We start from the raw sequence: 26,413 nt of genomic DNA, 5'->3' as shown, positions 1-26,413 counted from the left end.
GGGCCAGAAGCCATACGTTGGGGTTGCACGCAGATGACTGCGATTTCGCTGGGAATGCCGTCCGTTCCGATCAAACTGGCGGACCGCCGGGTGAGCCGGCAGATCCACGTCGGCTCGGTGCCGGTCGGCGGTGACGCGCCGGTGTCGGTTCAGTCGATGACGACGACCGTGACGGCGGACATCGGCGCCACCCTGCAGCAGATCGCCGAGCTGACGGCGTCCGGCTGCCAGATCGTCCGGGTCGCCTGCCCCTCGCAGGACGACGCCGAGGCGCTGCCCGTCATCGCCAGGAAGTCGCAGATCCCGGTGATCGCCGACATCCACTTCCAGCCCAAGTACGTCTTCGCGGCGATCGACGCGGGCTGCGCGGCGGTCCGGGTGAACCCGGGCAACATCCGCCAGTTCGACGACAAGGTCAAGGAGATCGCCAAGGCGGCCTCCGACGCGGGCACGCCGATCCGCATCGGCGTGAACGCCGGCTCGCTGGACAAGCGGCTGCTGGCCAAGTACGGCAAGGCCACCCCGGAGGCGCTGGTCGAGTCGGCGCTCTGGGAGTGCTCCCTCTTCGAGGAACACGGCTTCCGCGACATCAAGATCTCGGTCAAGCACAACGACCCGGTCGTCATGATCAACGCCTACCGTCAGCTCGCGGCCCGGTGCGACTACCCGCTGCACCTGGGTGTCACCGAGGCCGGCCCCGCCTTCCAGGGCACCATCAAGTCCGCGGTCGCCTTCGGCGCGCTGCTGAGCGAGGGCATCGGCGACACCATCCGGGTCTCGCTCTCCGCGCCGCCGGTCGAGGAGATCAAGGTCGGCAACCAGATCCTGGAGTCGCTTGGACTGCGGCAGCGCGGGCTGGAGATCGTCTCCTGCCCCTCCTGCGGCCGGGCCCAGGTGGACGTCTACAAGCTGGCGGAGGAGGTCACCGCCGGTCTGGAGGGCATGGAGGTCCCGCTCCGCGTCGCCGTGATGGGCTGCGTGGTGAACGGCCCGGGCGAGGCCCGGGAGGCGGACCTCGGCGTGGCGTCCGGCAACGGCAAGGGCCAGATCTTCGTCAAGGGCGAGGTCATCAAGACGGTGCCCGAATCGAAGATCGTGGAGACCCTGATCGACGAGGCCATGAAGATCGCCGAGCAGATGGAGAAGGACGGCATCGCCTCCGGCGAACCCGTCGTCACCGCCGCCGGCTGACCCTTCCGCGGAACACCCGCAAGCACCCGGAACGGCCGCAGCGCCCGTACACCGGACATCCGCCCGTGCCCCCGCCGGACCCCCGGCGGGGGCACCGGCCGTCGCGGATTCCGGTTTTCCCGGGCGGCCGGAGTTTGGAAGCCGGTGCCGCGGCCCAGACGGAGGACAGGACCCGGGAAGGTCCCCCGGTCCGGACCGGCGCGGCCGCACCGGTCCGACCCGGCACCCCGCGGCCGCCGTCCGCCCGTTCACCGGGCACACCGGGTGGCCCGGGAACGGGGGAGGTACAGTGCGGCTGGGGGCCAGGGCCCGTCCCGAGGACGGGACAGACGGACCCCGGGGCGTGACGCCCACCCCGACGCACCAGGGGTCGCCCCGGAACGACGCAGCAGCAGACGGTGAGGCCCCGACACGTGTTGACCCAGACGACCACCAGGGTCCTCGGCCCCGGTGATCTCGACGCCACCCTCGCGGTGCTCGACCGCGACCCGGTCACCAACGCCTTCGTCGCCGCCCGGGTCCAGGCCGCCGGCCTCGACCCCTGGCGGCTCGGCGGCGAGATGTGGGGCTGGTACGCCGACGGCCGCCTGGAATCCCTCGCCTACGCCGGCGCCAACCTCGTCCTCGTGGAGGCCGGTCCCGAGGCCGTCCGCGCCTTCGCCGAACGCGCCCGCCGCGCCGGCCGCCGCTGCTCCTCGATCGTCGGCCCCGCCGAGGCCACCGCCCTGCTCTGGTCGCTGCTGGAGCCGAGCTGGGGCCCCGCCCGGGAGGTCCGCCCCTGCCAGCCCCTGATGGTCGCCTCCGCGGTGCCCCCGGACATCGCCCCCGACCCCTACGTCCGGCGCGTCCGGAAGGACGAGATGGACATCGTCATGCCCGCCTGCGTGGCGATGTTCACCGAGGAGGTCGGCGTCTCCCCGCTCGCCGGGGACGGCGGGCTGCTCTACCAGGCCCGGGTCGCCGAACTGGTCTCCGCCGGCCGGTCCTTCGCGCGCATCGAGGGCGGCCGGGTGGTCTTCAAGGCCGAGATCGGCGCGGCCACCGACCGGGCCTGCCAGATCCAGGGCGTCTGGGTGGCCCCGGAGTTCCGCGGCCGCCGGCTCTCCGAGACCGGTATGGCCGCCGTGCTGCGCTACGCCCTCGCCGACGTCGCGCCGCTCGCCAGCCTCTACGTCAACGACTTCAACACCGCGGCCCGCGCGGCCTACCGGCGCGTCGGCTTCCGGGAGACCGGCGCGTTCATGAGCGTGCTCTTTTGAGTAGTCTCGCCGCCATGGATGACGTCGTGGTCGGCCCGCTCGACCTGATCGCGCGGGTGGACGACGCGCTGGCCGTGCAAGCCCTCGCCTTCGGGCTCACCGACGAGGAGGTCGGCGTACGGCGGCACATCGTCCTGCGCCACATGACCAGCCGCGGCGCCCGCGCGCTGGGCGCCACCGCCCCGGACGGCCGCCTCGTCGGCTTCGCCTACGGGATGCCCAACGACCGCGGCCACTGGTGGTCCACGGTCGTCGAACCGTATCTGCGCCGCGAGGGCCGGGAGGCCTGGCTCGACGACGCCTTCGTCGTCACCGAACTGCACGTCCTCCCCGGCCACCAGAAGCGCGGCATCGGCCGCCGGCTGATCACCGTCCTCACCGACGCCGCCACCGAGCCGCGGAGCCTCCTCTCGGCGATCGACGCCGACAGCCCCGCCCGCGGCCTCTACCGGTCGCTGGGCTACCGGGACCTCGCCCGCCCCGTCTACTTCCCGAGCGCCCCCAGCCCGTACGCGGTGATGGGCGCCCCGCTGCCGCTGCACCGCTAGCGGCGGACGGCCGCCGTCCTCGGCGGGCCCCGCTTTTCGGTAGCCTCCAGGGCAATCACTTATTCCACGCAGGAGAGAACCTCATGGTCCAGCGCATGTCCCGGATGATGCTCAAGACGCTGCGCGACGACCCGGCCGATGCCGAGACCCTCAGCCACAAGCTGCTGGTCCGCGCCGGGTACGTCCGCCGTGCGTCCGCCGGAATCTGGACCTGGCTGCCGCTGGGCAAGAAGGTCCTGGAGAACGTCTCGCGGGTCGTCCGCGAGGAGATGGACGCCATCGGCGCCCAGGAGGTGCTGCTCCCCGCCCTGCTGCCCAAGGAGCCGTACGAGACCAGCGGCCGCTGGGAGGAGTACGGGGACCTGCTGTTCCGGCTGAAGGACCGCAAGGGCGCCGAGTACCTCCTCGGCCCCACCCACGAGGAGATCTTCACCCTCACGGTCAAGGACCAGTGCACGTCCTACAAGGACCTGCCGGTCGTGCTCTACCAGATCCAGACCAAGTACCGGGACGAGGCGCGCCCCCGCTCCGGCGTGCTGCGCGGCCGCGAGTTCCTGATGAAGGACTCGTACTCCTTCGACACCGACGACGAGGGCCTGGCCGAGGCATACCGGCTGCACCGCGAGGCGTACACCCGGATCTTCGAGCGCATCGGCCTGGACTACCGCATCGTCTCCGCCGTCTCCGGCGCCATGGGCGGCTCGGCCTCGGAGGAGTTCCTCGCCCCGGCCGCCGCCGGCGAGGACACCTTCGTCGACTGCCCGGCCTGCGACTACGCGGCCAACACCGAGGCCGTCACCACCGTGGTGCCCCCGGTGGAGCCCGCGGACCACCCGGCCGTCGAGGAACTGGACACCCCCGACACCCCCACCATCGAGACCCTCGCCGAGTTCCTGGGCGTGCCCGCCTCCGCCACCCTCAAGAATCTGCTCGTCAAGGTGGACGGCAAGATCACGGCCGTCGGTGTCCCCGGCGACCGCGAGGTGGACCTCGGCAAGCTCGGCGAGCACCTGGCCCCGGCCGTCGTGGAGCTGGTGACGGCCGAGGACTTCACCGACCGCCCCGACCTGGTCCGCGGCTACGTCGGCCCGCAGGGCATGGCCGGCAGCGCCTTCCGCTACATCGCGGACCCCCGCGTGGCCGCGAACACCAGCTGGATCACCGGCGCCAACAAGGAGGGCAGGCACGCCCGCAACGTCGTCTGCGGCCGCGACTTCGAGGTGGACGAGTACCTCGACGTGGTCGTCGTCGAGCCCGGCGACCCCTGCCCGAAGTGCGGCACCGGCCTGCAGATCGACCGCGCCATCGAGATCGGCCACATCTTCCAGCTCGGCCGCAAGTACGCCGACGCCTTCCAGCTCGACGTCCTCGGCCGCGAGGGCAAGCCGGTCCGGGTCACCATGGGCTCCTACGGCATCGGCGTTTCCCGCGCCGTGGCCGCTCTCGCCGAGCAGACCGCCGACGACAAGGGCCTGTGCTGGCCCGCCGAGATCGCCCCGGCCGACGTCCACATCGTCGCCGCCGGCAAGGCCAAGCAGACCGAACTGGCCCTGGAGGTCGCCGAGAAGCTGCACTCCGCCGGGGTGCGGGTGCTCGTGGACGACCGGGCGGGCGTCTCCCCGGGCGTGAAGTTCACCGACGCCGAGCTGATCGGCGTTCCGGTGATCCTGGTCGCGGGCCGCCGGGCCGGCGAGGGCGTGGTCGAGCTCAAGGACCGCCGCACCGGCGAGCGCGAGGAACTGACGGTCGACGAGGCCCTGGCCCGCCTCAGCGGCTGACCGCACCCCACGCGGCAGCGCACTCGCCGCAGCGCACACCGCCGCGCCCCGGAGCCCGCGCTCCGGGGCGCGGCCCGGTCAGAGCCAGCCGGCGAACTCCAGGAGGAGAGCGCCCCGCCGGTGGCCGCGGGCCAGGGCCGGCAGGCCGTCCGCCACCGCGCGGAAGACCGTCCAGCCGCGCAGCCGGTCCCGGTCGACCTCCAGGGAGTCCGCCAGCCTGCCCAGCCTTCGGCGGGCGGCGGCCGCCCCGCCCGGAGCGGCCACCAGGTCCTCCAGCCGGTCCCGGACGGGCAGGGCCAGATCGTAGGCGCGCTCGCCCACCAGCGGATCGGGGCCGACCGCCAGCCACGGGGCGCGTTCGCCCGCCAGGACCTTGCCCTCCCGGAACCGGCCGTGCAGCAGCAGCCGCTCCGGTTCGGTGGCCGTCAGCTCCGCGCGGGCCGCCAGCGCCTGTTCGGCGAGCGGCCGGACCTCGGCCGCCGAGGGCTCGTCCGCCGCCGTGCGCAGCAGCTCCGCCGCCCGCGCGGTGCGGTCCGCCACCGAGGGATACGGATACCCGCCGCCCGGCTCCGTCCACAGCCGCCGTACCGTGCCCGCCGCCTCCAGCAGGGCCTTGGCCTCGGGGAGCGAGCTGAGCGACACCTCGCCGTGCAGCCGCTCCAGGAGCAGGGCACCGGCCGCGTCGTCCGCCTCCAGCAGCCGTACGGCGCCGAAGCCGTCCCAGTGCGCCAGCGCCGCGCGCTGCGCCGCGGCGTCCGTGCCGGGGGCCACCAGCTTCAGGGCGGCCCTGCCGCCGTCCGCGCGCCGCACCAGCACCAGCAGGCTGCTGCGGCCGCCGGGCTCCTGCACCCGCTCGGGGGTCAGCTCCCGGCGCCGCAGGGCGTCCCGGGCCAGCCCCGGCAGGTCCTCCAGCCACTTCCGGCCGGTGCCCTCGGCGTCCGTCTCCTCCAGTGCCCGTGTCAGACGCGGCGGCGGTCCGAGCGGAGTGCCCTCCTCGGGCCGTGCTGCGGAAGCCATGCCCGGTCCGTCCCCTTCCGTCGCCGTCACCATCGCCGTCGCCTCACCGCGTACCGCGCCGCCGGCCGCACGGGCGCGGCGGTCAGAGCTCGCTCGCGTCACCGCTCGCCGGTCCGTCGCCCGTCGCGCCGCCCGTGGGCCCGGCCGGCGCCGAGCGCTCGGCGAGACCAGGGAAGGCTACGCTGCCGCCCCGCCACCGCACCGCCCGGACCGCCGCCTCCCGCAGCGCACCCGCCGCCTCCCGGCGCAGCCCGCCCTCGGAGGCCCGGACGAGATCGGCGTAGACGGCCGCCACCCGGTCCTCCAACTCGGCGGCCAGCCGCACCGCCGCGGCCGCGTCCGGCACCGGGAAGGGCAGCGCGTAGGCGGCGGCGGACGCCTCCGGCTCACCGCCCAGGTCGCGGACCGTGCGGTGCAGCGCGTCGCGGCGCGCGCGGTGGGCGTCGTGCCCCTCGCGTGCTTCCTCGCGCCGCTCCTCGCCGATCCGGCCGCCGACGACCCCGTAGCCGTAGACGGCGGCGTGCTCCGCGCGCAGGGCGTGCTGCGCGGCGCCGAGGACGCCCTCGGGCGGGGCATCGCCGTCGCGGGTGCGGTCCGTGCGGTGGTCATGCGGCTCTGCCTTCCGGGAGGGGCCCGGCAGCTCGCGGACCGGGGGCGGACGGGCGGGACGTCTGCCGCGGGCCGCCCGGGAGCGCGGCCCGTGCCGGGCCCGGCCGCAGCCGGGCCCCGTGGCGCACCCGCGTCATCAGGCGGCCTCGTTCAGCAGATAGGCGTGGGCCGCGCCGGACGCGGCGACCGAGGCGAGCAGCCGGGCCAGCTCCGGCTCCGCGCGGGAGAGGGCCGCGGTCCGGGCGTCGGCGGTGCGGCGCTCCGCCCCGGCCAGTGCCCTGAGGGCCTCGGCGGGCTTCCCCGGTACCTCCGGCGCCCGGGGCGCGTCCGGGTCCGGCGGGGCGTCCGGGGACCGGGCCGGGGACGGCGCGGGCGGCGGTACGCCGGGGCCCTCCGGGACCGGGGCGCCGGACCGGGGTGACGCCGAGGGGAGGCGGAGCGGTCCCCGGCCTCGAAGGCCGTGGCGTGCAGCGCGGTCTCCGCCCGCAGGGGGGCGAGGACTTCCGCCAGCTCCGGGTGGGTGGCGGCGGTGGCGTCGTACCGCAGCAGCAGGTCCCGGGACTCCCGCGCGGACCGTTCGCGCAGCCGCCGGTCCGCCGCGTCGGGCTTGCCGCCCTCCCCTGCCGTGCCGCCCCCGGAGCACGCGGACAGCAGGAGGGCACCGGGCCCGGCGGCGAGGGCCCCGGCGAACAGACTCCTTCTGCGGGGCCCGGACAGGGCTCGCGACGGCGTGGTGGGCGGCACGGTCACATCCTGGGGTCGTGCGGGGAGCCGCGGTCGAGCTGGGGAGGGGCCGGGCGGAACGGGCGGGCGCACGCGTCCTTGATCGGCCGTCTTGAGCGTACCCGCGTTCGGCTTCCGAATTGCCGACCGGTCGGGCGCGGCACCACCGCGGCCCTCCGGGAGGCGGACACGACACCCTCCGCGACCGGATACTCTGTGGTCCGACACGCGATCTCCAGACAACAGCACACGCGGCCGAGGAGTCACCCGGATGAGCACCACCCAGAGCGAGAGGCTGCGCGGACTGCTCGAACCGCTGGTCGCCGCGCGAGACCTGGACCTGGAAGAGATCGAGGTGACCCCCGTCGGCCGGATGCGGGTCCTCCGGATCGTCGTGGACTCCGACACGGGCGTGCTGCTGGACACCTGCGCGGAACTGAGCCGCGCGGTCTCCGAGAAACTCGACGAGACCGACGCCATGGGGCAGGCGGCCTACCGCCTCGAGGTCACCTCTCCCGGTGCCGACCGCCCGCTGACCGAACTGCGCCACTACCGCCGTGCCACGGGCCGGCTGATCAAGGCCAGGCTCGCCGACGGGAGCGAGTTCACCGCCCGGATCCTCTCCGCCGACGAGGACGGACTCGATCTGGAAGTGCCCGGGGTGAAGGGGCGCAAGCCCACCACCCGGCGGCTCGCCTTCGGTGAGATCGACAGGGCACGCGTGGAGATCGAGTTCAATCGCAAGGCCGACGGGCGCGTCACCGCGGCCGGTGCGGACGAGAACCAGGAGGAGGCGTAGCCGTGGACATCGACATGAGTGCCCTGCGGGGTCTGGTGCGGGAGAAGGAGATCTCCTTCGACCTGCTGGTCGAGGCGATCGAGTCGGCTCTCCTCATCGCCTACCACCGCACCGAGGGAAGCCGCCGCCGCGCACGCGTCGAACTCGACCGCGAGAACGGGCATGTGACGGTCTGGGCGAAGGAGGACCCGGAGGACGTCGACGAGGGCACCGAGCCGCAGGAGTTCGACGACACCCCCTCGGGCTTCGGCCGGATCGCGGCGACCACCGCCAAGCAGGTCATCCTGCAGCGGCTCCGGGACGCCGAGGAGGAGATCACCTTCGGCGAGTACGCGGGCCGTGAGGGCGATGTCGTCGCGGGCGTCGTGCAGCAGGGCAAGGACCCGAAGAACGTCCTGGTCGACATCGGCCGGCTGGAGGCGATCCTGCCGGTGCAGGAGCAGGTCCCGGGGGAGGACTACTCCCACGGCGCCCGGCTCCGCAGCTATGTCGTCCGGGTGGCCAAGGGGGTGCGCGGCCCGTCCGTGACGCTCTCGCGGACCCACCCCAACCTGGTGAAGAAGCTCTTCGCCATGGAGGTGCCGGAGATCGCGGACGGCTCGGTGGAGATCGCCGCCATCGCCCGCGAGGCCGGCCACCGCACCAAGATCGCCGTCCGGTCCACCCGCTCCGGGCTGAACGCCAAGGGCGCCTGCATCGGCCCGATGGGCGGCCGCGTCCGCGCCGTGATGGCGGAACTGCAGGGCGAGAAGATCGACATCGTGGACTGGTCGGACGACCCGGCGGAGCTGGTGGCGCACGCGCTGTCGCCGGCCCGGGTCAGCAAGGTCGAGGTCGTGGACATGGCGGCGCGGTCCGCCCGCGTCACCGTCCCCGACTACCAGCTCTCCCTGGCCATCGGCAAGGAGGGCCAGAACGCCCGCCTCGCCGCGCGGCTCACGGGCTGGCGGATCGACATCCGACCCGACACCGAGCAGCAGGACGGCCGGGAGGACTGAGCGGGCCGCGGGCGTACGGGGCCGGCGCCGGGCTGCCGGCGGCCGGCCACGGGGCGTGGCCACAGCCACGGCCCGCGGTGCTCGGCCGGGGGAACAGCGGACCACTGCGCAGTCCTTACCCTGGAAGGGGTGACGCCGACGCGGGGAGGTAGACTTGAGGACGTCTGGCCGGACGCATGCCCAGGCGTGCCCCGAGCGCACTTGCGTGGGCTGCCGTCGGCGTGCGGCCAAAGGCGATCTGCTGCGTATCGCGGTGGTCGGGGGCGAGTGCGTGCCCGATCCACGCGGTACGCTGCCCGGTCGGGGTGCGTATCTGCACCCCACCCAGGCCTGTCTCGACCCGGCGGTCCGCCGCCGGGCCTTTCCCCGGGCCTTCCGGGACCCGGGACCGCTCGGCACCGATGCGGTGCGGGCGTTCCTCGAACGGCGGGCCGCACAGGCGCGACCGTAAGAGACAGGCACAACCGTAAGAGAACGGCACGGGAAACCGTGCGGTCAGGTACCTCGCGAGTCGGAAGTAGGTCGAGATTGCGATGAGCACTCGATGAGTACGCGATGAGTACGCCCATGAAGTAGCGACGGTCCGGCGGAACCCGGACCAGAAGGAGCGAAGTGGCAAAGGTCCGGGTATACGAACTCGCCAAGGAGTTCGGAGTCGAGAGCAAGGTCGTCATGGCCAAGCTCCAAGAACTTGGCGAATTCGTCCGTTCGGCGTCCTCCACGATCGAGGCGCCCGTTGTACGCAAACTGACCGACGCTTTCCAGCAGGGCAACGGCTCCGGCCGTGCCGCGGGCAAGCCCGCGGCGCCCCGCAAGGCGGCGCCCTCCAAGCCGTCCGCGCCCACCCCGCGCGCGGCGGCCCGTCCGGCTGCCCCGCAGCCGGGTCCAGGCGGCTCCCGCCCCGGGTCCGCGGCCTCCGGCCGCTCCCGGCCCGAAGCCGCCCGCGGCGCCCGCCCCGGGCCCGCGTCCCGCGCCGCCCCCAAGGCCCCGGCGCCGAAGCCCGCCCGGCGGCCCCCGCGGCTCCGGAGTTCACCGCGCCCCGTCGGCGCCCGCACCCAAGCCCGCGTCCGCTCCCGGCCCGCGTCCGGCCCGTCCGGCCGCTCCCGGCCAGGGCCGCGACCAGGGTCAGGGCGGCCGTGACCAGGCGCCGCGTCCCGGTGCCCGTCCCGGTGGCGGCCAGGCCGGCCGTCCCGGCGGCCGCAGCGGCCCGCGTCCGGGCAACAACCCCTTCACCTCCGGCGGCAGCACGGGCATGGCCCGTCCGGCCCCGCGTCCCGGTGGCGCCCCGCGTCCCGGCGGTCAGGCTCCCGGCGGCGCCCCGCGTCCGCAGGGTGCCGGCGGCGGTCCCCGTCCGCAGGCTCCGGGCGGTGCCCGTCCCTCGCCGGGCGGCATGCCCCGTCCGCAGGGCGGCCAGGCCGGTGCGGGCGGTCCCCGTCCCGGCGGCGGCGCGCGCCCGAACCCCGGCATGATGCCGCAGCGTCCGGCCGCGGGCCCCCGCCCGGGTCCGGGCGGACGCGGTCCGGGCGGCCCCGGTGGCGGCGGCCGTCCCGGCGGTGCCGGTCGTCCCGGCGGCGGTGGCGGCGGCTTCGCCGGCCGTCCCGGCGGTGGCGGCGGCGGTCGTCCCGGTGGCGGTGGCGGCGGTTTCGCCGGCCGTCCCGGTGGTCCCGGCGGCTTCGGCGGCCGTCCCGGCTTCGGTGGCCGTCCGGGTGGTCCCGGCGGCCGTGGCGGAACGCAGGGCGCCTTCGGCCGTCCCGGCGGCCCGGCGCGGCGCGGCCGCAAGTCGAAGCGGCAGAGGCGCCAGGAGTACGAGGCCATGCAGGCCCCGTCGGTCGGCGGCGTGATGCTTCCGCGCGGCAACGGACAGACCGTCCGCCTGTCGCGTGGTGCCTCCCTCACCGACTTCGCGGAGAAGATCAACGCCAACCCGGCGTCGCTCGTCGCCGTGATGCTCAACCTCGGCGAGATGGTCACCGCCACGCAGTCGGTCTCGGACGAGACGCTGCAGCTGCTCGGTGACGAGATGAACTACACCGTCGAGATCGTCAGCCCGGAGGAGGAGGACCGCGAGCTTCTCGAGTCCTTCGACATCGAGTTCGGCGAGAACGAGGGCGGCGAGGAGATGCTCGTCGCGCGTCCGCCGGTGGTGACCGTCATGGGTCACGTCGACCACGGCAAGACCCGCCTGCTCGACGCGATCCGCAAGACGAACGTCATCGCGGGCGAGGCCGGCGGCATCACCCAGCACATCGGTGCCTACCAGGCCTCCACCGAGGTCAACGGTGAAGAGCGCAAGATCACCTTCATCGACACCCCGGGTCACGAGGCGTTCACCGCCATGCGTGCCCGCGGTGCCAAGTCCACCGACATCGCGATCCTCGTGGTCGCGGCGAACGACGGCGTGATGCCGCAGACGGTCGAGGCGCTGAACCACGCCAAGGCCGCCGAGGTGCCGATCGTGGTCGCGGTCAACAAGATCGACGTCGAGGGCGCGGACCCGGCGAAGGTGCGCGGTCAGCTGACCGAGTACGGCCTCGTGGCCGAGGAGTACGGCGGCGACACCATGTTCGTCGACATCTCCGCCAAGCAGGGCCTGCACATCGAGGACCTGCTGGAGGCCGTCGTCCTCACCGCGGACGCCGCGCTCGACCTGCGCGCCAACGCGGAGCAGTCGGCGCAGGGCATCGCGATCGAGGCGCACCTCGACCGCGGCCGCGGCGCCGTGGCCACCGTGCTCGTCCAGCGCGGCACCCTGCGGGTCGGCGACACGATGGTGGTCGGCGACGCCTACGGCCGTGTCCGGGCGATGCACGACGACACGGGCAAGACGATCGAGGAAGCGGGTCCGTCGACCCCCGTCCTGGTCCTGGGTCTCACCAACGTCCCGGGCGCCGGCGACAACTTCCTCGTCGTCGACGAGGACCGCACGGCCCGCCAGATCGCCGAGAAGCGCGCGGCGCGCGAGCGCAACGCGGCCTTCGCCAAGCGCACCCGCCGGGTGTCCCTCGAGGACCTCGACAAGGTGCTCAAGGCCGGCGAGGTGCAGCAGCTCAACCTCATCATCAAGGGCGACGCGTCCGGTTCGGTGGAGGCTCTCGAGTCCTCGCTGCTCCAGCTCGACGTCGGCGAAGAGGTCGACCTGCGCATCCTGCACCGCGGTGTGGGTGCGGTCACCGAGACCGACATCGACCTGGCGACCGGCTCCGACGCCATCGTCATCGGCTTCAACGTGCGCGCCGAGGGGCGTGCCACGCAGATGGCCGAGCGCGAGGGCGTGGACGTCCGGTACTACTCGGTGATCTACCAGGTCATCGAGGAGATCGAGGCGGCCCTGAAGGGCATGCTGAAGCCCGAGTACGAAGAGGTCGAGCTCGGTACGGCGGAGATCCGCGAGGTCTTCCGCTCCTCCAAGCTCGGCAACATCGCGGGTGTCCTGGTCCGCTCCGGCGAGGTGCGCCGCAACACCAAGGCGCGTCTCATCCGGGACGGCAAGGTCATCGCGGAGAACCTCACCATCGCGGGCCTCCGCCGCTTCAAGGACGATGTCACCGAGATCCGTGAGGGCTTCGAGGGCGGTATCAACCTCGGCAGCTACAACGACATCAAGGTCGACGACGTCATCGCGACGTACGAGATGCGGGAGAAGCCGCGCGGCTGATCCCCACGGCAGAACCGGGGCCGGTCGGCGGAGGGAAATCTCCGTCGATCGGCCCCGGCCGTTGCGTGTACGGTTCTTCTGTCCCCCGCCGCCCCGCCGGCGGCCGGGGCGGTGACCACACCCGAGGCCCCGCAGGTGGCGTGACCTGTACTCCATGTATGTAGGGACGCTGTCCTTCGATCTGCTCCTGGGCGATGTGCGGTCGCTCAAGGAGAAACGCTCCGTCGTCCGCCCGATCGTCGCCGAGCTGCAGCGCAAGTACGCCGTCAGCGCCGCGGAGACCGGCGACCAGGATCTGCACCGCCGGGCCAGGATCGGTTTGGCGGCCGTCTCCGGGGACACGGGGCACCTCACGGACGTACTGGACCGGTGCGAGCGCCTCGTCGCCGCCCGGCCGGAGGTGGAGCTGCTGTCGGTACGGCGGCGGTTCCACGGCGAGGACGACGACTGAGCGCGTCGTGACGCGCCGACGGGGGCGGCGACGCAGCCGCCGAAGCAAGATGCCGGAAGACAAGAAGGAGACGGACCGATGGCCGACAACGCGCGGGCCCGCAAGCTGGCCGATCGCATCCAGGTCGTGGTCGCGGAGACCCTGGACCGCCGCATCAAGGATCCGCGACTGGGGTTCGTCACGATCACGGACGCCCGGGTCACCGGCGACCTGCGGGAGGCCACGGTCTTCTACACGGTCTACGGCGACGACGAGGAGCGCGCGGCCTCCGCCGCGGCACTGGAGAGCGCCAAGGGCGTGCTCCGCTCCGAGGTGGGCCGGCAGACCGGTGTGCGCCACACGCCGAGCCTGACCTTCGTGCCGGACGCCCTGCCGGACAACGCCCGCACCATCGACGACCTGCTCGCCCGGGCCCGCGCCCAGGACGAGCAGGTGCGGGAGACCGCCACGGGTGCCGACTACGCGGGCGGGCCCGACCCGTACCGCAAGCCGGATGAGGGGTTCGAGGACGACGACCTCGGCGAGGAGGAGCCCGGCGGCGCGGCCGGGCGCGAGAACGGCGGCGAGGGCGCTCCGCGGGCATGACGGACAAGGACACCGGGGGGCGTGCCGCGCGGCGCGCCCCCCGTATCGCGGCAGCCGACGGCCTGGTCGTCGTGGACAAGCCGGCCGGGCACACCTCGCACGACGTCGTGGCCCGGCTGCGCGGCATGGCCCGTACCCGCCGGGTCGGGCACGCCGGAACGCTCGACCCGATGGCCACCGGCGTGCTGCTCATCGGCATCGGCCGGGCCACCCGGCTGCTCGGTCACCTCGCGCTGACCGACAAGGAGTACACCGCCACCGTCCGGCTCGGCCAGACGACCGTGACGGACGACGCGGAGGGCGAGGTCACCGCCTCGGCGGGCACCACCGGCCTGCCGCCCGGCGCCACGGAGGCGGCGGGGGAGGGCCGGGTGGCCCTCGAAGCCGCCGTCGCCCGCCTGACCGGCGAGATCCTGCAGGTGCCGTCCAAGGTCAGCGCGATCAAGGTGGACGGCAAGCGCTCCTACAAGCGGGCGCGCGAGGGCGAGGAGTTCGAACTGGCGGCCCGCCCCGTCAGCGTGCCGGTCTTCACCGTGCGGACCGTCCGGGCGGCCGTCGCGGACGACGGCACGGCCGTGCTGGACGCGGACGTCACCGTGGTCTGCTCCTCCGGCACCTATGTGCGCGCCCTCGCCCGCGACCTCGGCGCGGCCCTGGGCACCGGCGGCCATCTCACGGCTCTGCGGCGCACCCGCGTCGGGCCGTACGGGCTGGACGCCGCGCACACCCTGGAGGAGCTCCAGACGGCGGTGGACGCGGCCGGAGAAGCGGTCAACGGCCTGCCGGTGATGCCGCTCGCCGAGGCCGCGGCGGCGGCCTTCCCGCGCTGGGACGTGGACGAGAAGCAGGCCCGGCTGCTGTCGAACGGCGTGCGCCTGGACGCCCCCGGCCTCGCCGAGGGACGCCCGACGGCCGTCTTCGGCCCGGACGGGCGCTTCCTGGCCCTGGTGGAGGGCGCACGGGGCAAGGCGAAGAGCCTGGCCGTCTTCGCCTGACGCGGACGGCCGGCCCGGGCGGTGACGCCCGCGGGACGGTGGCGCGGGGGGTGACGCTCGCGGGGACGCGGCACGGACGGCAGCGGTCGCGGACGGTGACGGCTGCGGAGGTGCCGCTGCGGACGGTGCCCCGGACGGTGGCGCGGTTCGGGGCGCTCGCGGTGGCGCACGGCGCCGTGCACGCCGCCCCGGCTCGCGGCTCGGAAGACCGGGGACGGCCCACCGTGGAGCGGGCGGCGCGATGGCTGCGCGCCCGCCCGATCCACGGTCCCCCTCCCGGCTGATCTCTGTCCACGGCACCCGGCCCGCTCACCCGCGCGGGGAGGCACTTGGAGTGAACCGGGGGAGTGCGAGGGGGCGCGTTCACCGGGCGGCCGGCCCGGGCGCCCGGAACCGGCCCGCCCCCGCTCCCGGTGCCGATGGCGGGCACGGTCACCCGGCATGGCAGTCTTGGACCCGCGGATACCGACAGGTACCGCGGACGCCGTTCACACGACGGCACACACCACGGGTTCACACATTCGGGCGAGGAGCGGTCACAGTGCAGCGCTGGCGTGGTCTGGAGGAGATCCCCGAGGACTGGGGGCGCAGCGTCGTCACCATCGGCTCCTACGACGGCGTGCACCGGGGGCACCAGCTGATCATCGGGCGGGCGGTGGAGCGCGCCCGCGAGCTGGGCGTCCCGGCGGTCGTCGTCACCTTCGACCCGCACCCCAGCGAGGTCGTCCGGCCGGGCAGCCACCCGCCGCTGCTGGCACCGCACCACCGGCGCGCCGAACTCATGGCCGGGCTGGGCGTGGACGCCGTGCTGGTGCTCTCCTTCACCAAGGAGTTCTCCCAGCTCTCGCCCGCCGACTTCGTGGTGAAGGTCCTCGTGGACCGGCTGCACGCCAAGGCGGTCGTGGAGGGGCCCAACTTCCGCTTCGGCCACCGCGCCGCCGGTGACGTGGCCCTCCTCACCGAGCTCGGCGGGGACTACGACTTCGAGGTCGAGGTCGTCGATCTGTACGTCAGCGGCGAGGCGGGCGGCGGCGAGCCGTTCTCCTCCACCCTCACCCGGCGGCTCATCGCCGAGGGCGACGTGGCCGGTGCCGCCGAGATCCTCGGCCGCCCGCACCGGGTGGAGGGCGTGGTCGTCCGGGGTGCGCAGCGCGGCCGCGAACTGGGCTATCCCACCGCGAACGTGGAGACGCTGCCGCACACCGCCGTCCCGGCCGACGGTGTCTACGCGGGCTGGCTGGAGGCGGACGGGGAGTCGATGCCCGCGGCGATCTCGGTCGGCACCAATCCGCAGTTCGGCGGCACCGAGCGGACCGTCGAGGCCTACGCCATCGACCGGATCGGGCTGGATCTGTACGGCCTGCACGTGGCGGTGGAGTTCCTCGCCCGGCTCCGGGGTCAGCGGCGGTTCGAGACGATCGAGGCGCTGAAGGAGGGCATCGCGGAGGACGTCGAACGCTCCCGGGCCCTGCTCGCCGGGGAGCGGGACGGCGCGGACGACGGCGCGGAGGGCCCCGTCGCCGGCCGTTCCTGAGGAGCCGCCGGTCTCCGGGCGCGGAAGGCCGCGGCGCGGAGGCGCCCGTGACGCCCGGGTGCCGCCCGGGCCGGCGCGCGGAGCGGCCGGACAGCCCGGCGGGGAACCGCGAAGCGCGGATCCGGATTCCGTCGCTCCGGGCCGGATACGGTCACCCGCCGGTACGGACAACGGATGAAGGCCCCGGACGCCCGGGGCCTTCATCCGTTGTCGCGGACCTCGTATCCCGCCGGGCTCACCGGGCCGCGGCCCGGCCGGCCCCGGGGTCCGGGGCCGGCGGCACCGCGCCGGTTCACTGCTGGGGCGGATGGCCCGGCTGCCCCGGCGGCACGGGCTGCTGGGGCGGCCAGCCGTAACCGCCCTGCGGCTGCTGCGGCCAGGCCGGCGGCTGCGGCGGGGCCTGGCCGGGCTGCTGTCCCGGCTGCGGCGGAGGGGGCTGCGCCCCCGGCTGCCCCGGCGGAGGAGGCGGCGGTGCCCCGCCCGGCTGGGGGTACGGCTGCCCGGGCTGCTGCCCGTACGGGGCCTGCTGGTACTGGCCGGGGAGCGGCGGGGCGGTCTGCGGCGGCGGGCCGCCGTTCGGTGTCCACAGGCCCTGCTCCTGCTGGGCGCGGACGAAGTCCTCGGCGACGAGCGCGGAGAGGTTGAAGTACGCCTCGCGGGTCTTCGGCCGCATCATGTCGAGGTCCACCTCGGCGCCGGCGGCCAGGTGTTCGTCGAAGGGGACCACCACGACGCCCCGGCAGCGGGTCCGGAAGTGCGCCACGATGTCGTCCACCTTGATCATCTTTCCGGTCTCGCGCACGCCCGAGATGACGGTGAGGCTGCGCTGCACCAACTCGGCGTAACCGTGCGCGGAGAGCCAGTCCAGGGTGGTGCTGGCGCTGCTCGCCCCGTCGACGGAGGGGGTGGAGATGATGATGAGCTGGTCGGCGAGGTCGAGCACCCCGCGCATGGCGCTGTAGAGCAGGCCGGTGCCCGAGTCGGTGAGGATGATCGGGTACTGCTTGCCCAGGACGTCCAGGGCGCTGCGGTAGTCCTCGTCGTTGAAGGTCGTCGAGACGGCGGGGTCCACGTCGTTGGCGATGATCTCCAGGCCGGAGGGCGCCTGCGAGGTGAACCGGCGGATGTCCATGTAGCTGTGGAGGTGCGGGATCGCCTGCACCAGGTCCCGGATGGTGGCGCCGGTCTCCCGGCGGACGCGGCGGCCGAGGGTGCCCGCGTCCGGGTTGGCGTCGATGGCCAGGATCTTGTCCTGGCGCTCGGTGGCGAGCGTCGCGCCGAGGGCGGTGGTGGTCGTGGTCTTGCCGACGCCGCCCTTGAGGCTGATCACCGCGATGCGGTAGCAGGAGAGGACGGGTGTCCGGATCAGGTCCAGCTTCCGCTGCCGCTCCGCCTCCTCCTTCTTGCCGCCGAGACGGAACCGCGAACCGGCGCCCGGGGCCTTGCTCTTGGGCTTCGGCTTGTTGTTGCGCAGCAGCCGGTCGGAGGAGAGCTCCACGGCGGCCGTGTAGCCGAGCGGTGCGCCGTGGGCGGCCTGCCGGCGGTCCTCGGGGCTGACGGTCGGCCAGCCGCCGGTGCGGGGTCCACCGGGGCCTGCGGGGGCGGGGCGGCGTAGCCCTGCTGCTGCGGCTGGGCGGCGGGCGGGGGCGCGTCCGCCTGAGGGTACGGCTGCGGGCCCGGCGGCTGCTGCGGCTCTCCCGGCCGGGCCGGTGCGGGCTGCTGCGGTGCGGTGCCGGGCGCGGGGGCGCCGGGCTGCGGGTAGCCGTAGCCGGGCTGGGCGCCCTGGGCGGCCGCCGGGTCGTACTGCTGCGGCGGCTGGGGCTGGTGGGCCGGCGGCTGCGGCCCGGCCGCCTCCCCGCGCCGGGCGCGGCCGGGGCTCCCGACTGCGGGTAGCCGTAACCGGCCTGCGGGTGCTGGGACGCCGCGGGCCCGTGCGGTGGCCACGGGGCGGCCGGCTGCGGCGGTACGGGGCGGCCCGGCCGGGGCTGCTGCGGATAGCCGTAACCGGGGCCGGAGCGGGCGGCGGGCCCGGGGGCGTGTCGGCGGCCTGGAAGGACGGCGGCAGCGGTGGCAGCCCGCCCTGCGGCGTACCCGGTCCCGCAGGGGCCGGGGACCTGCGGGGGACGAGCGGAGCACCCGGGGCGGGCTGCGCGGGCCGGTCGGCGGGCGGGCCCCGGCGGGAGCGGTGCCGGAGGACTCACCGTCCGGGCGGCTCCGGCGCCGTCCGGATCCGGGCCGTCCGGGTGCGCGTCGCCGCCGGAGGCTCCGTCCTCGGCCGGGCGCGGCCCGCCGGACGCATCAGTGGCGGGGCGCCTTCGTCCGCGCGGCCGGTCGCGTCACCGCCCTCCGCGTCCTCTCCGCCGCCGGTTGCTCCCTCCGCCGGCTGCCCGGCGGAGCGGCCGGCGATCTCCTGGCGCAGCGCGGCCGCCGAGAAGCGCATGGTGGCGCCGCCGGGCGGCGGACGTTCGTCCCCGCCCTCGCCGTTCTCGTCCGCGGCACCGGGGGAGGACGCGTCCGGCGCGGCGGCGGCCGGGCCCTCGCCCTCCGGGCCGTTCGCGAGGGACGCGGGATCCGGCGCGGGGCCGGGGTGCCGGGGCATCGGGGCACGGACGGTGCCGCGGCGGGCGGCGGATACGGGGCCTGCTGCGGTACGGAGGCGTGCGGAGGCGCCGCCGGCGGCGGGGCCGGGTCGGCGGCGCCGGGCCCGGCGGGGACGGCGGGCCCGTCCGCGGGTTCGAATCCGCCGTGCGCCGGCAGCCCCGGCACACCGGCGGCCGGGGTTCCCGCCGGGGCGGGCGCGGCGGTGCCCGGCGGCGGCCCGGCGGCCTCCGGCGCGTCGTCCCCGGCCGCGGGGGCACCGGGTGTGTTCTGCGTGTACCAGGCCGGCGGGGTGTAGTCGATGGTGAACTCGCCCGTCTGCTCGTGCTCGTGCTCCGCGTCGGACGGGTCCTCGCCGGGTGTGGTTCCGCCCGCGCGGATCTCGTCCCGATCGCTGCTCACAATGCCTCCTGGTGTGGTGTTGCACCCTCATGGGCCGTACCGCGGCGGCCTTTCAGCGGCCTCCGCACCGGCGCGCCCCGTGATGACGCGGCGGCCGCGCCCGCAGATTGTGCCGCCGACTCCCGGCCAAGCCTAATCACCGGGACCCTGTGTCCGGCAGGCCCGTCCGGCGCGGACCGGTGGCCCGTGTCTTCGTGATGCCCGGCGGACGGGCCGTGCGTCACCCGCCGTGCCCCGCGGCGGTCCGCCCAACTCCCGGGCACAATCCGGCCGGAGCCGTACCGGGGACTCGGCGCGTACCCCGCGGCCCGCCGGACGTCCCGGCTCCCTGACCGCCCGGGACCCCGTCGCGCGGGGACGGCCCCGCTCGCTACACCAAAGGGTGACTCCCTCGCCCGGACCCCACGGTGCCGTGCCCCGCCGTCCCGTCCTCCGCGACGCCGTTCCCGGCGGCCTCCCGGGCGGGCCCGCCGGAACTCGCCCCACCCGCACGATGCGTGCGGAGTACCCAACGGCATAGTAGAGGGCCGAGGCGACAGAGCACGGTCCAACGGGCCGCGCACACGGGGGAGATGCGGGTCCCATGGGTCGCGATGCGACGAGCGCGGAGCCGGTGCCTCCGGCGTGCCCGGACCGGCCGCCTCCCCTCGCCGCCGCTCGCCGGCCGCCGCCGGGGCGGGCCGGCCACGCCGCGGCGCCCCCGGCGCCCCCGGGCCGACGGTCCCGGCGCTCACCGGTGCCTCCCCGGAGCCCGGCGAGGACACGCCCGCGCCCCGGAACCACGGCCCGGCCGGGCACCGTCGTCACCGGCACGGCCGCGGTCCGCCGGGGAGCCGGGACCGCAGCCGCCGCCGGGCACTCTCGGCGCACCACGACCCCGACGATCCCTGACGACCTGTGATGACCCCTGACGACCTCTGAGCCGGGAAGCCCGAACACCGCATGAACCAGCCACCTCCTCCGCCCGGCGGACCGTCCGGCCCGGCCGTTCCCGGACCGTGGACACCGCCGCCCCGGTGCAGCGGACGGGGCCTCCGGGAGCCTTCGGCCCGCCCCGCCCCGCCCCCGGCGCCGCCCGCGCCCGCCGCGCCGGTCCCGCCGCACGGGCAGACGCCGGCGGTGGTGGCGGACGACACCCTCTACCTCCCCACCAAGCCCGCGGAGACCGACAGCGACGCGGGAACCGAGTTCAACAGGCTCGCTGCCTTCGACCTGGCGACAGGGGACGTCAAGTGGTCGGCGGCGGCCGGGGACAAGCGGACGGTGATCCCCGTCGACGTCGACGGCGGCAACGTCATCGGCTACGCGGAACCCACCGGGGAGAGCGGCGGCCGGCTGCTGCGCTTCGACGCGGACTCCGGCAAGGCGTCGCTGTACCAGCAGCACCCCGACAGCGACAGCGAGAACGAGCGCGACGCCTACTACCCCCGGCATCCGCCGCTCGACGTGTACCTGGACCGGGGACAGTTCTTCATCGTCTGCGAATCCCTGACGGGCTCCGAGGAGTTCCTGATCGTCGCCTACGAATAGCCGCCGCCCGCCGGGACGGTGAAGCCCGCCCCGGCACGGCATACGCTCATCCCGCCCCGCCCACCGGGCGGGTGCCGCCGGCCCGTCGGACCGTCCGCCCGCTCGCCGGACGGGCGGCCCGGGCCCGTCCACCGACCCGTATCCACCGACGCACCGCACCACCAACGAGGGAACCCACCATGTCGCAGCCGCCTCCGCCGCCGAACCGACCCCCGAACCAGCCGCCCGGCCAGCCCCGGGCCCCCGCCGAACCAGCCGCCGCCCATGCCCCGGTACCGCAGGGCGCGCCCGCCGGGCCGTGGAACCCCCGCAGCCCGGGCAGCGGCCCGGCCTTCCCTACGGGCAGCCCAACCCGTACGCGCAGCAGCCGGTGTACGGCGCGTACCCGCCGCCCATCATGCCCCGCCCCCGCCCGGCGGTCCGGGCAGGAAGCGTACGGCCGTCATCATCGGCAGTGTCCTCGCGGTCCTGCTCGCCGTCGGCGGAACGGTCTTCGCCGTCTCCGGCGGTGACGACGACGGCGGCAAGCCCTCCGCCGGCGCCGGCAAGAAGGGCAGTGGCAAGGACGGCGACAGCGCCGTGACCGACGGCGGCGGCGACGGCGACGAGGAAGCGGGCTCCCGCCCGGGCGACGACGGCCTCACCGGCTCCGGCGGCGAGGGCGAGGGTAAGGTGCTGTGGCAGAAGCCGGCGCCCGACGTGCCCAAGTCCGGCGTGGACACCCCCGGGTTCTGGCTGGCCGACGGCTCGGCCGTGAAGGCCGCGCTGGAATCCGTCACCGCCTATGACGCCGGGAAGGGCAAGGAGAAGTGGTCCGTCGAACTCGGCGGCACCGTCTGCGCGTCCTCCGTCAACGCCACGTCCGACGGCAGGGTCGCCGTCGCCTACGAGGGCGAGAAGAAGGACAGGTGCAGCCACCTGGCGCTGATCGACCTGAAGAAGGGCAAGAAGCTCTGGGACAAGGCCCTGCCCGAGGGCGGCGGATTCGGCGGCTTCATCGGCACCACGGTGGCGGTCGGCGGCGACACCGTCGGCTCCTCCTGGTTCGGCGGATCGGCTCTGTTCCGGCTGGACGACGGCAAGGAACTGACGGACACGGCACGGGTCAGCGGGTGCACCCCCAACGGCTTCGCGGGCGGCGGGACGTTCCTGCTGCGGTCGTACTCCTGCACCGAGGGCGGCCGGCTCCAGAAGCTCTCCTCCGGCGGCAAGGCCGAGTGGACGTACCAGGCCCCCAAGGGTTTCAACGTCAGCAGCATCTTCTCCGCCGACCCCGTCGTCGTCTCCCTCTCCGACAAGGACAACAAGTCCGGCGGCATCCTGGCGATCGGCGGCGACGGCAAGGTCCGCTCGCAGATCGACCTCGGCAAGGAGACCTACCGCCCGGCCTGCGGCCTGCGGATCATGTCGCAGAAGCTGGACGGCTGCCAGGGCGTCGCGGCGAGCGACGACATGTTCTACCTGCCGACCGAGGACAAGAAGCAGAGCGGTGACGGCTTCGGCCGCTACAACGAGATCCACGCCTTCGACCTGGACACCGGCCAGCGGAAGTGGAAGTCCGCCGCGGGGAACGACCTGACGATGATGCCGCTGCGCACCGACGGCGGGAACCTCATCGCCTACCAGCGGCCCACCTATGAGAAGAGCGGCCGGATCGTCAGCATCGGCGCCAAGGGCGGCAAGCCGAAGACACTGATGCAGAACCCGGCGGCCGCCCGCGACGCGGAGAACGGCTTCTACTCCCCGTTCCCGGTGTACGAGGACGGCCGCTTCTACCTCGCCTCGGACCGGGTGACGGGCACCTCAAGCGGCTCCCCGGAGAAGCTGCTCCTGGTCATCGGGAAGGGCTGACAGCGCCGGACGGCCTCACCGGACACCGGGCCCGGCGCGCGGGCCGCGCCGGGCCCGGGACCGCGCCCGGCCCGCGATGACGGACGTCCCGTACCCCGCGCCCCGCCCCGTGACCCGGGGCGGGGCGCGGGGCGGCAGGTCACTCCATCCGGCGGGCCATGCCCAGCAGGCCCGTCTCGGCGTCCGTGCCGCTGGTCATCACCCAGTGGCGCTCACTCCCCGAACACCACAGCGTCACACCGTCCGCGAGGGTCGGCAGGGCGTCGCTCTCGGCCCTCGACAACCCCAGGATCCGGCCGATCTGCCCGGCCTCCTGCGGAGACACCCGCTGCACGCCCACCAGGGTGGCGCTGCGCAGCAACCGGGGCCCCACCGGGCTCAGATAGGGGAGCAGGGTCAGGACCGACTGCCAGGGGGACGAGACCACGCGGCCCCGCGGGGGCTTCATGCCGCAGTCCCGCACCACCAGGACCGGACTCCCCACCGTGGCACCCATGGGCGGCACATGGCCCACCTCGTGCAGGGTGATGCACTCCAGACCGGCACCCGCCGCGTGGACGAGGCGGGTCCACTCCTGCGGACGCCCGGTCTCCACCGCCACGCGCGCGCCGGTACCCGCCGCCCGCAGGGCCAGGACCTGGGCCGTCCAGAGACCGCCGATCAGCAGGACGTCGTAGGGCACCGACCGGTGGAATCCCACCAGTTGCGGGTGGCCCTCGGCGTCGTCCCCGATCACCACACCGTCGTCCCCCACCGGCAGGGAGAGCAGGTCCAGATCGCCCGCGTCCATCGTGTGACCGCCCCCGCGGGGGCCGAGGAAGCCGCGCGGCATCCGCGCCGCCGGTCCCGTGCGGGCCATCAGCGGGCACCTCCCAGCGGCAGGGTGGCGAGCACACCGGGAAGCTGTTCCCGGTCCAGCCGCACCAGTCCGATGCCCGCTCCCCGCGCGGCCTGCTCGACGGCGCGCCGCACGCCCACCAGTTCGGTGTCGGAGCCCCCGGTGACCCTGATGTGGCCGGAGACGTCCACCGACCCCCGGTGCGGGCCCGGCCGCACCGAGAGGCTGAACGTGGTGGCGTACGCCGGTGTGGCGGTGACCAGCGACACCAGCCGGTGCAGCGGCATCGCGGCGGGGCCCAGCTCGGGCCAGCGCCCCACGGCGTAGGTGGTGTGCCAGCGGTCGTCGCACCGCCAGACGCGTGACGTCTCGACGGTGCGCCGCTGCGGCGCGCTGTCCGGGAGCCCGGCGCGCGCCGACAGCCGCGGGCTGGCACACGCCGCGGTCGCCACCGCGGAGTTGAGCTCCTCCTGGTTCAGGACGACGGCCTGGAACCCGGCCCCGGTGATCCTGCTCGCCACATGGTCCGCCGCCCGCGCGAGGCAGCGCTGCGCCCCCGCCGGCCCGCCGCCGCGCGCCTCGACGGCCTCCCGGCAGAGCTCCGGGTCCAGCTTCACCGCGACCCAGGTCATCCTGAGCGCGGGTGCGCCCGTCCGCGCCTGCAGCGGGGCGTACGAGAGCCGCGCGACCGCCTGCTGCGGCAGATGCGGGGCGGGCGCCGACCGCACCTGCTGCACCAGTTGCACCGACTCCAGCACGATGTCGTCCATCCGGAGAGCACGCCCGAGCAGTGACAGCGGCAGCGCGCGGGCGCCGGCGGCGGGCCGCAGCGAGGACCCGCCCGCCTCGACCCGCACCACCGCGGCCAGGAAGGTGCCGTCGCCGAGCATCCCGACGGTACGGCGGTTCCGGTCGATGTGCGGGAACGGGCGGAAACCCGGGACGCTCTCCGCGACGGGAGCCAGCGACGGGTCGGTCTCCGGCGCGGACGGCCCGGCCGTCCGCCCGCGTCCGCGCAGGGCCAGAACCGTCGCGATCCAGTCCGGCATCGCGTGGCCGCGGCGGCGGATCACGGCCGGCAGCAACAGCAGGCAGGCGACGGCCATGGCGGGTACCGGCCAGACGCCGCCGAGCGCGAACCCGGCCGCCGCCACGGCGAGCGCCGCCTCCACCAGCACCAGCTGGCGCAGCGGGAAGGATCCGGTGCGGCCGGTGCGCGACAGCGGGCGGAGGCTCGTCGTCCGGGGCCGTGGCGCGGTGAACGCCCCGGAGCCGTCCGGCTGCCGGGAGCCGGACGGCTCCGGACCGGTGGCCGGACCGGTTCGCGCGCGCGTCGCCGCCCCCATCGCCGTGTTGCCCCCTCGTGTTCAATTCACCCACGCCCCGGAGGCGTTGAACGGCCGTCACCCTACCTGAGCAACGGGCCCCGGGCACCGGCAGGCATAGTAGGGGCGGCACGGCGGCAGGGCTCCCCCACCGGTGGCGGACCTGCCCGTCCAGCGGGGAGAGGCAACGGACACATGGCATCACGGCGGGACGAACTCAACGCCTACACGTTCGCCAGGCGGAGACTGGTCGCGCAGTTCCTCCAGCCGAACGCGACCGGCTCGGAGGAGGGGGCACCGCGCCCGCTGCGCGCGGTGGTACCGGGTGCCGTCGTCGGCGTGGTCGTTCTCGCGGTCTTCGGCGCCTGGGGCATGTTCAAACCGGTCGCCCCCAAGGGCTGGGACGTGCCCGAGGAACACGTGATCATCGCCAGCAAGTCCACCACCCGCTACGTGGTGCTGCGGACGGGCAAGAAGAAGCCGCAGCTCCACCCGGTGCTCAACATGGCGTCGGCCAAGCTGCTGCTCGCCCCCGACAAGGACAAGGTCATCACCGTCGACGAGGCGACGCTCGACAGCGGGAAGATCCCGCACGGAGCCACCCTCGGCATCCCCTACGCCCCCGACCGGCTCCCGGAAGCCGAGGAGGCCGGCAAGGCCATGCGCTGGGTCGTCTGCGAGCGCCCCGGCCAGGGCGGCCGCGCCATCCAGAAGGCGGCCTTCGTCCTCGCCGAGCGCGAAAAGGCGAAGACCGAGGGGACGAACCGGCTGCGCGGCGGTGAACTGCTCTACGTGGAGGGCCCCGACAAGACCCGCTACGTCGTCGACGCCGCCGGCACCGCCTACCCCCTGGCGGAGGACAAGGTGCTGCTCCGCCTGCTCGTCGGGCACAACCACAAGCCCCAGCGCGTCTCCGAGACCTGGCTGAAGACCCTTCACCGCGGTGACACCGTCGACTTCCCGACCGTGCCCGGCCCGGTGGGCGAGCCCGCCGGCGTTCCGGGCGAACTGGAGCCGGAGGCCGACAAGGTCGGCATGGTTCTCACCGCCACCGACGGCACACGCAAGCAGCGTTACGTCGTCCTGCAGGGCAGGGTTGCCCCCGTGTCCGACTTCACGGCCAAACTCCTGCTCAGCAGCCCGCAGCTGGTCGGGCTCAGCCCGGACGGGCGGGCGAAGCCCGTCAGCGCCGCCGCCTTCGAGCCCTCGGAGCCGTTCGGAGAGGACAACCGGTGGCCCGAGTACGCGCCGCGGGCCGTCAACGAGGCCGGCACCGCGGAGGGCAGCCGCAACACCGTGTGCAACGTCCTCCGCGAGGTGGACGCCGACGACGGCTCCACCACGCTCAGCACCTGGGCCGGGACCGGCTTCCCCGCCCCGCTGCCGACCGGCTCCAGCAGCGCCTACGTCACCCCCGGATCCGGCCAGCTCTTCCGCCAGTTCAAGGGGGCCGAAACCGGCACCGGCTTCCTCTTCCTCGTCACCGACACCGGGCTCCGCTACGCCATGCAGTCCAACGGCGACAGCGCCGCGGAGGACTCCGGCATCGGATCCTCCGGCTCGGAGCGGGAGAAGCAGCAACGGATGCAGGAAGCGCAGCAGGCGCAGAACCGGCTCGGCTACAAGGACGTCGATCCGCTGCCGGTCCCGGCGGCCTGGTCCACGTTCCTGCCGACCGGTCCGCGGCTGTCCACCGGCGCCGCGCGCCAGCCGCAGGGTTCGTGAGG

The 26,413-nt window shown here is 74.8% G+C and carries 20 protein-coding genes and 2 pseudogenes; 15 read left to right on the top strand and 7 right to left on the bottom strand.

The window, feature by feature from the left end:
* Positions 1-33: 33 nt before the first annotated feature.
* From ispG to E4N63_RS08585, 4 genes are all read left to right on the top strand, one after another.
* Entirely contained in the window at positions 34-1,191 is a 1,158-nt protein-coding gene (ispG, locus tag E4N63_RS08600) for a flavodoxin-dependent (E)-4-hydroxy-3-methylbut-2-enyl-diphosphate synthase (RefSeq protein WP_095756787.1), read from the top strand.
* A 413-nt stretch (positions 1,192-1,604) separates the two neighbouring features.
* The gene (locus tag E4N63_RS08595; protein ID WP_125624225.1) at positions 1,605-2,450 is read left to right on the top strand and encodes a GNAT family N-acetyltransferase; all 846 of its coding nucleotides are present in this window, start codon (positions 1,605-1,607) and stop codon (positions 2,448-2,450) included.
* 14 nt (positions 2,451-2,464) lie between these two features.
* Entirely contained in the window at positions 2,465-2,998 is a 534-nt protein-coding gene (locus E4N63_RS08590) for a GNAT family N-acetyltransferase (protein WP_125624224.1), read from the top strand.
* A gap of 83 nt (positions 2,999-3,081) precedes the next feature.
* Positions 3,082-4,776, top strand: coding sequence for a proline--tRNA ligase (locus E4N63_RS08585; RefSeq protein ID WP_125624223.1), 1,695 nt, complete (start codon positions 3,082-3,084; stop codon positions 4,774-4,776).
* Between the two features lie 78 nt (positions 4,777-4,854).
* Here E4N63_RS08585 and E4N63_RS08580 read toward each other — a convergent pair whose 3' ends face one another.
* Both E4N63_RS08580 and E4N63_RS08575 read right to left on the bottom strand, forming a co-directional pair.
* On the bottom strand, positions 4,855-5,793 hold the full coding sequence (locus tag E4N63_RS08580) for an aminoglycoside phosphotransferase family protein (protein ID WP_230240358.1): 939 nt from the start codon (positions 5,791-5,793) through the stop codon (positions 4,855-4,857).
* Positions 5,794-5,875: 82 nt separating this feature from the next.
* Complete coding sequence (locus E4N63_RS08575; RefSeq protein ID WP_374112862.1) at positions 5,876-6,433, bottom strand: ferritin-like domain-containing protein; 558 nt, start codon at positions 6,431-6,433, stop codon at positions 5,876-5,878.
* Between the two features lie 963 nt (positions 6,434-7,396).
* Here E4N63_RS08575 and rimP point away from each other — a divergent pair.
* From rimP to E4N63_RS08530, 8 genes and pseudogenes are all read left to right on the top strand, one after another.
* Positions 7,397-7,924, top strand: a complete 528-nt coding sequence (gene rimP, locus E4N63_RS08565; RefSeq protein ID WP_230240357.1) for a ribosome maturation factor RimP — start codon at positions 7,397-7,399, stop codon at positions 7,922-7,924.
* Between the two features lie 2 nt (positions 7,925-7,926).
* Entirely contained in the window at positions 7,927-8,922 is a 996-nt protein-coding gene (nusA, locus tag E4N63_RS08560) for a transcription termination factor NusA (RefSeq protein ID WP_125624220.1), read from the top strand.
* A 154-nt stretch (positions 8,923-9,076) separates the two neighbouring features.
* Positions 9,077-9,373 carry a YlxR family protein gene (locus E4N63_RS08555; protein ID WP_125624219.1) on the top strand — a complete coding sequence of 99 codons (297 nt, stop codon included), beginning with the start codon at positions 9,077-9,079 and terminating at the stop codon, positions 9,371-9,373.
* 161 nt (positions 9,374-9,534) lie between these two features.
* Positions 9,535-12,577: pseudogene (gene infB, locus E4N63_RS08550) on the top strand (translation initiation factor IF-2).
* Between the two features lie 154 nt (positions 12,578-12,731).
* Positions 12,732-13,028 carry a DUF503 domain-containing protein gene (locus tag E4N63_RS08545; RefSeq protein ID WP_125624217.1) on the top strand — a complete coding sequence of 99 codons (297 nt, stop codon included), beginning with the start codon at positions 12,732-12,734 and terminating at the stop codon, positions 13,026-13,028.
* A 78-nt stretch (positions 13,029-13,106) separates the two neighbouring features.
* Positions 13,107-13,613 carry a 30S ribosome-binding factor RbfA gene (rbfA, locus tag E4N63_RS08540; protein ID WP_095756782.1) on the top strand — a complete coding sequence of 169 codons (507 nt, stop codon included), beginning with the start codon at positions 13,107-13,109 and terminating at the stop codon, positions 13,611-13,613.
* Positions 13,610-14,608, top strand: a complete 999-nt coding sequence (gene truB, locus E4N63_RS08535) for a tRNA pseudouridine(55) synthase TruB (protein ID WP_125624216.1) — start codon at positions 13,610-13,612, stop codon at positions 14,606-14,608. The genes rbfA and truB overlap by 4 nt, the downstream gene beginning before the upstream one ends.
* Before the next feature lie 541 nt (positions 14,609-15,149).
* A complete protein-coding gene (locus E4N63_RS08530) occupies positions 15,150-16,142 on the top strand; it encodes a bifunctional riboflavin kinase/FAD synthetase (RefSeq protein ID WP_230240356.1) in 993 nt (330 codons plus the stop codon).
* A gap of 292 nt (positions 16,143-16,434) precedes the next feature.
* Here E4N63_RS08530 and E4N63_RS30535 read toward each other — a convergent pair whose 3' ends face one another.
* The 3 genes and pseudogenes from E4N63_RS30535 to E4N63_RS31015 all read right to left on the bottom strand — a co-directional run.
* The gene (locus tag E4N63_RS30535) at positions 16,435-17,640 is read right to left on the bottom strand and encodes a MinD/ParA family protein (protein ID WP_374112717.1); all 1,206 of its coding nucleotides are present in this window, start codon (positions 17,638-17,640) and stop codon (positions 16,435-16,437) included.
* A 699-nt stretch (positions 17,641-18,339) separates the two neighbouring features.
* On the bottom strand, positions 18,340-18,741 hold the full coding sequence (locus tag E4N63_RS30530) for a hypothetical protein (protein WP_268271660.1): 402 nt from the start codon (positions 18,739-18,741) through the stop codon (positions 18,340-18,342).
* Positions 18,742-19,061: 320 nt separating this feature from the next.
* A pseudogene (locus tag E4N63_RS31015) lies at positions 19,062-19,142 on the bottom strand (SCO5717 family growth-regulating ATPase); the annotation flags it as partial.
* A 1,122-nt stretch (positions 19,143-20,264) separates the two neighbouring features.
* Between E4N63_RS31015 and E4N63_RS08520 the strand changes: the two are divergent.
* Together E4N63_RS08520 and E4N63_RS08515 are read left to right on the top strand one after the other, a co-directional pair.
* Positions 20,265-20,672: a PQQ-like beta-propeller repeat protein gene (locus tag E4N63_RS08520; protein WP_230240355.1), complete on the top strand. Its 408-nt coding sequence runs from the start codon at positions 20,265-20,267 to the stop codon at positions 20,670-20,672.
* Positions 20,673-20,936: 264 nt separating this feature from the next.
* Complete coding sequence (locus E4N63_RS08515; RefSeq protein ID WP_230240354.1) at positions 20,937-22,523, top strand: PQQ-binding-like beta-propeller repeat protein; 1,587 nt, start codon at positions 20,937-20,939, stop codon at positions 22,521-22,523.
* Positions 22,524-22,662: 139 nt separating this feature from the next.
* Here the strand turns inward: E4N63_RS08515 and E4N63_RS08510 are convergent, their stop codons facing one another.
* Both E4N63_RS08510 and eccE read right to left on the bottom strand, forming a co-directional pair.
* Entirely contained in the window at positions 22,663-23,382 is a 720-nt protein-coding gene (locus E4N63_RS08510) for a hypothetical protein (protein WP_125623805.1), read from the bottom strand.
* Positions 23,382-24,707, bottom strand: a complete 1,326-nt coding sequence (eccE, locus tag E4N63_RS08505) for a type VII secretion protein EccE (RefSeq protein WP_230240353.1) — start codon at positions 24,705-24,707, stop codon at positions 23,382-23,384. The genes E4N63_RS08510 and eccE overlap by 1 nt, the downstream gene beginning before the upstream one ends.
* Before the next feature lie 174 nt (positions 24,708-24,881).
* Between eccE and eccB the strand changes: the two genes are divergently transcribed.
* On the top strand, positions 24,882-26,411 hold the full coding sequence (gene eccB / locus E4N63_RS08500; protein WP_230240352.1) for a type VII secretion protein EccB: 1,530 nt from the start codon (positions 24,882-24,884) through the stop codon (positions 26,409-26,411).
* Positions 26,412-26,413: the final 2 nt, after the last annotated feature.

It is taken from the genome of Streptomyces sp. MNU89 (assembly GCF_020982505.1).
Taxonomy (GTDB): domain Bacteria; phylum Actinomycetota; class Actinomycetes; order Streptomycetales; family Streptomycetaceae; genus Streptomyces; species Streptomyces xinghaiensis.
Note: the sequence above shows the minus strand (reverse complement) of the source record. Positions and strands in the feature narration are given on the sequence as shown.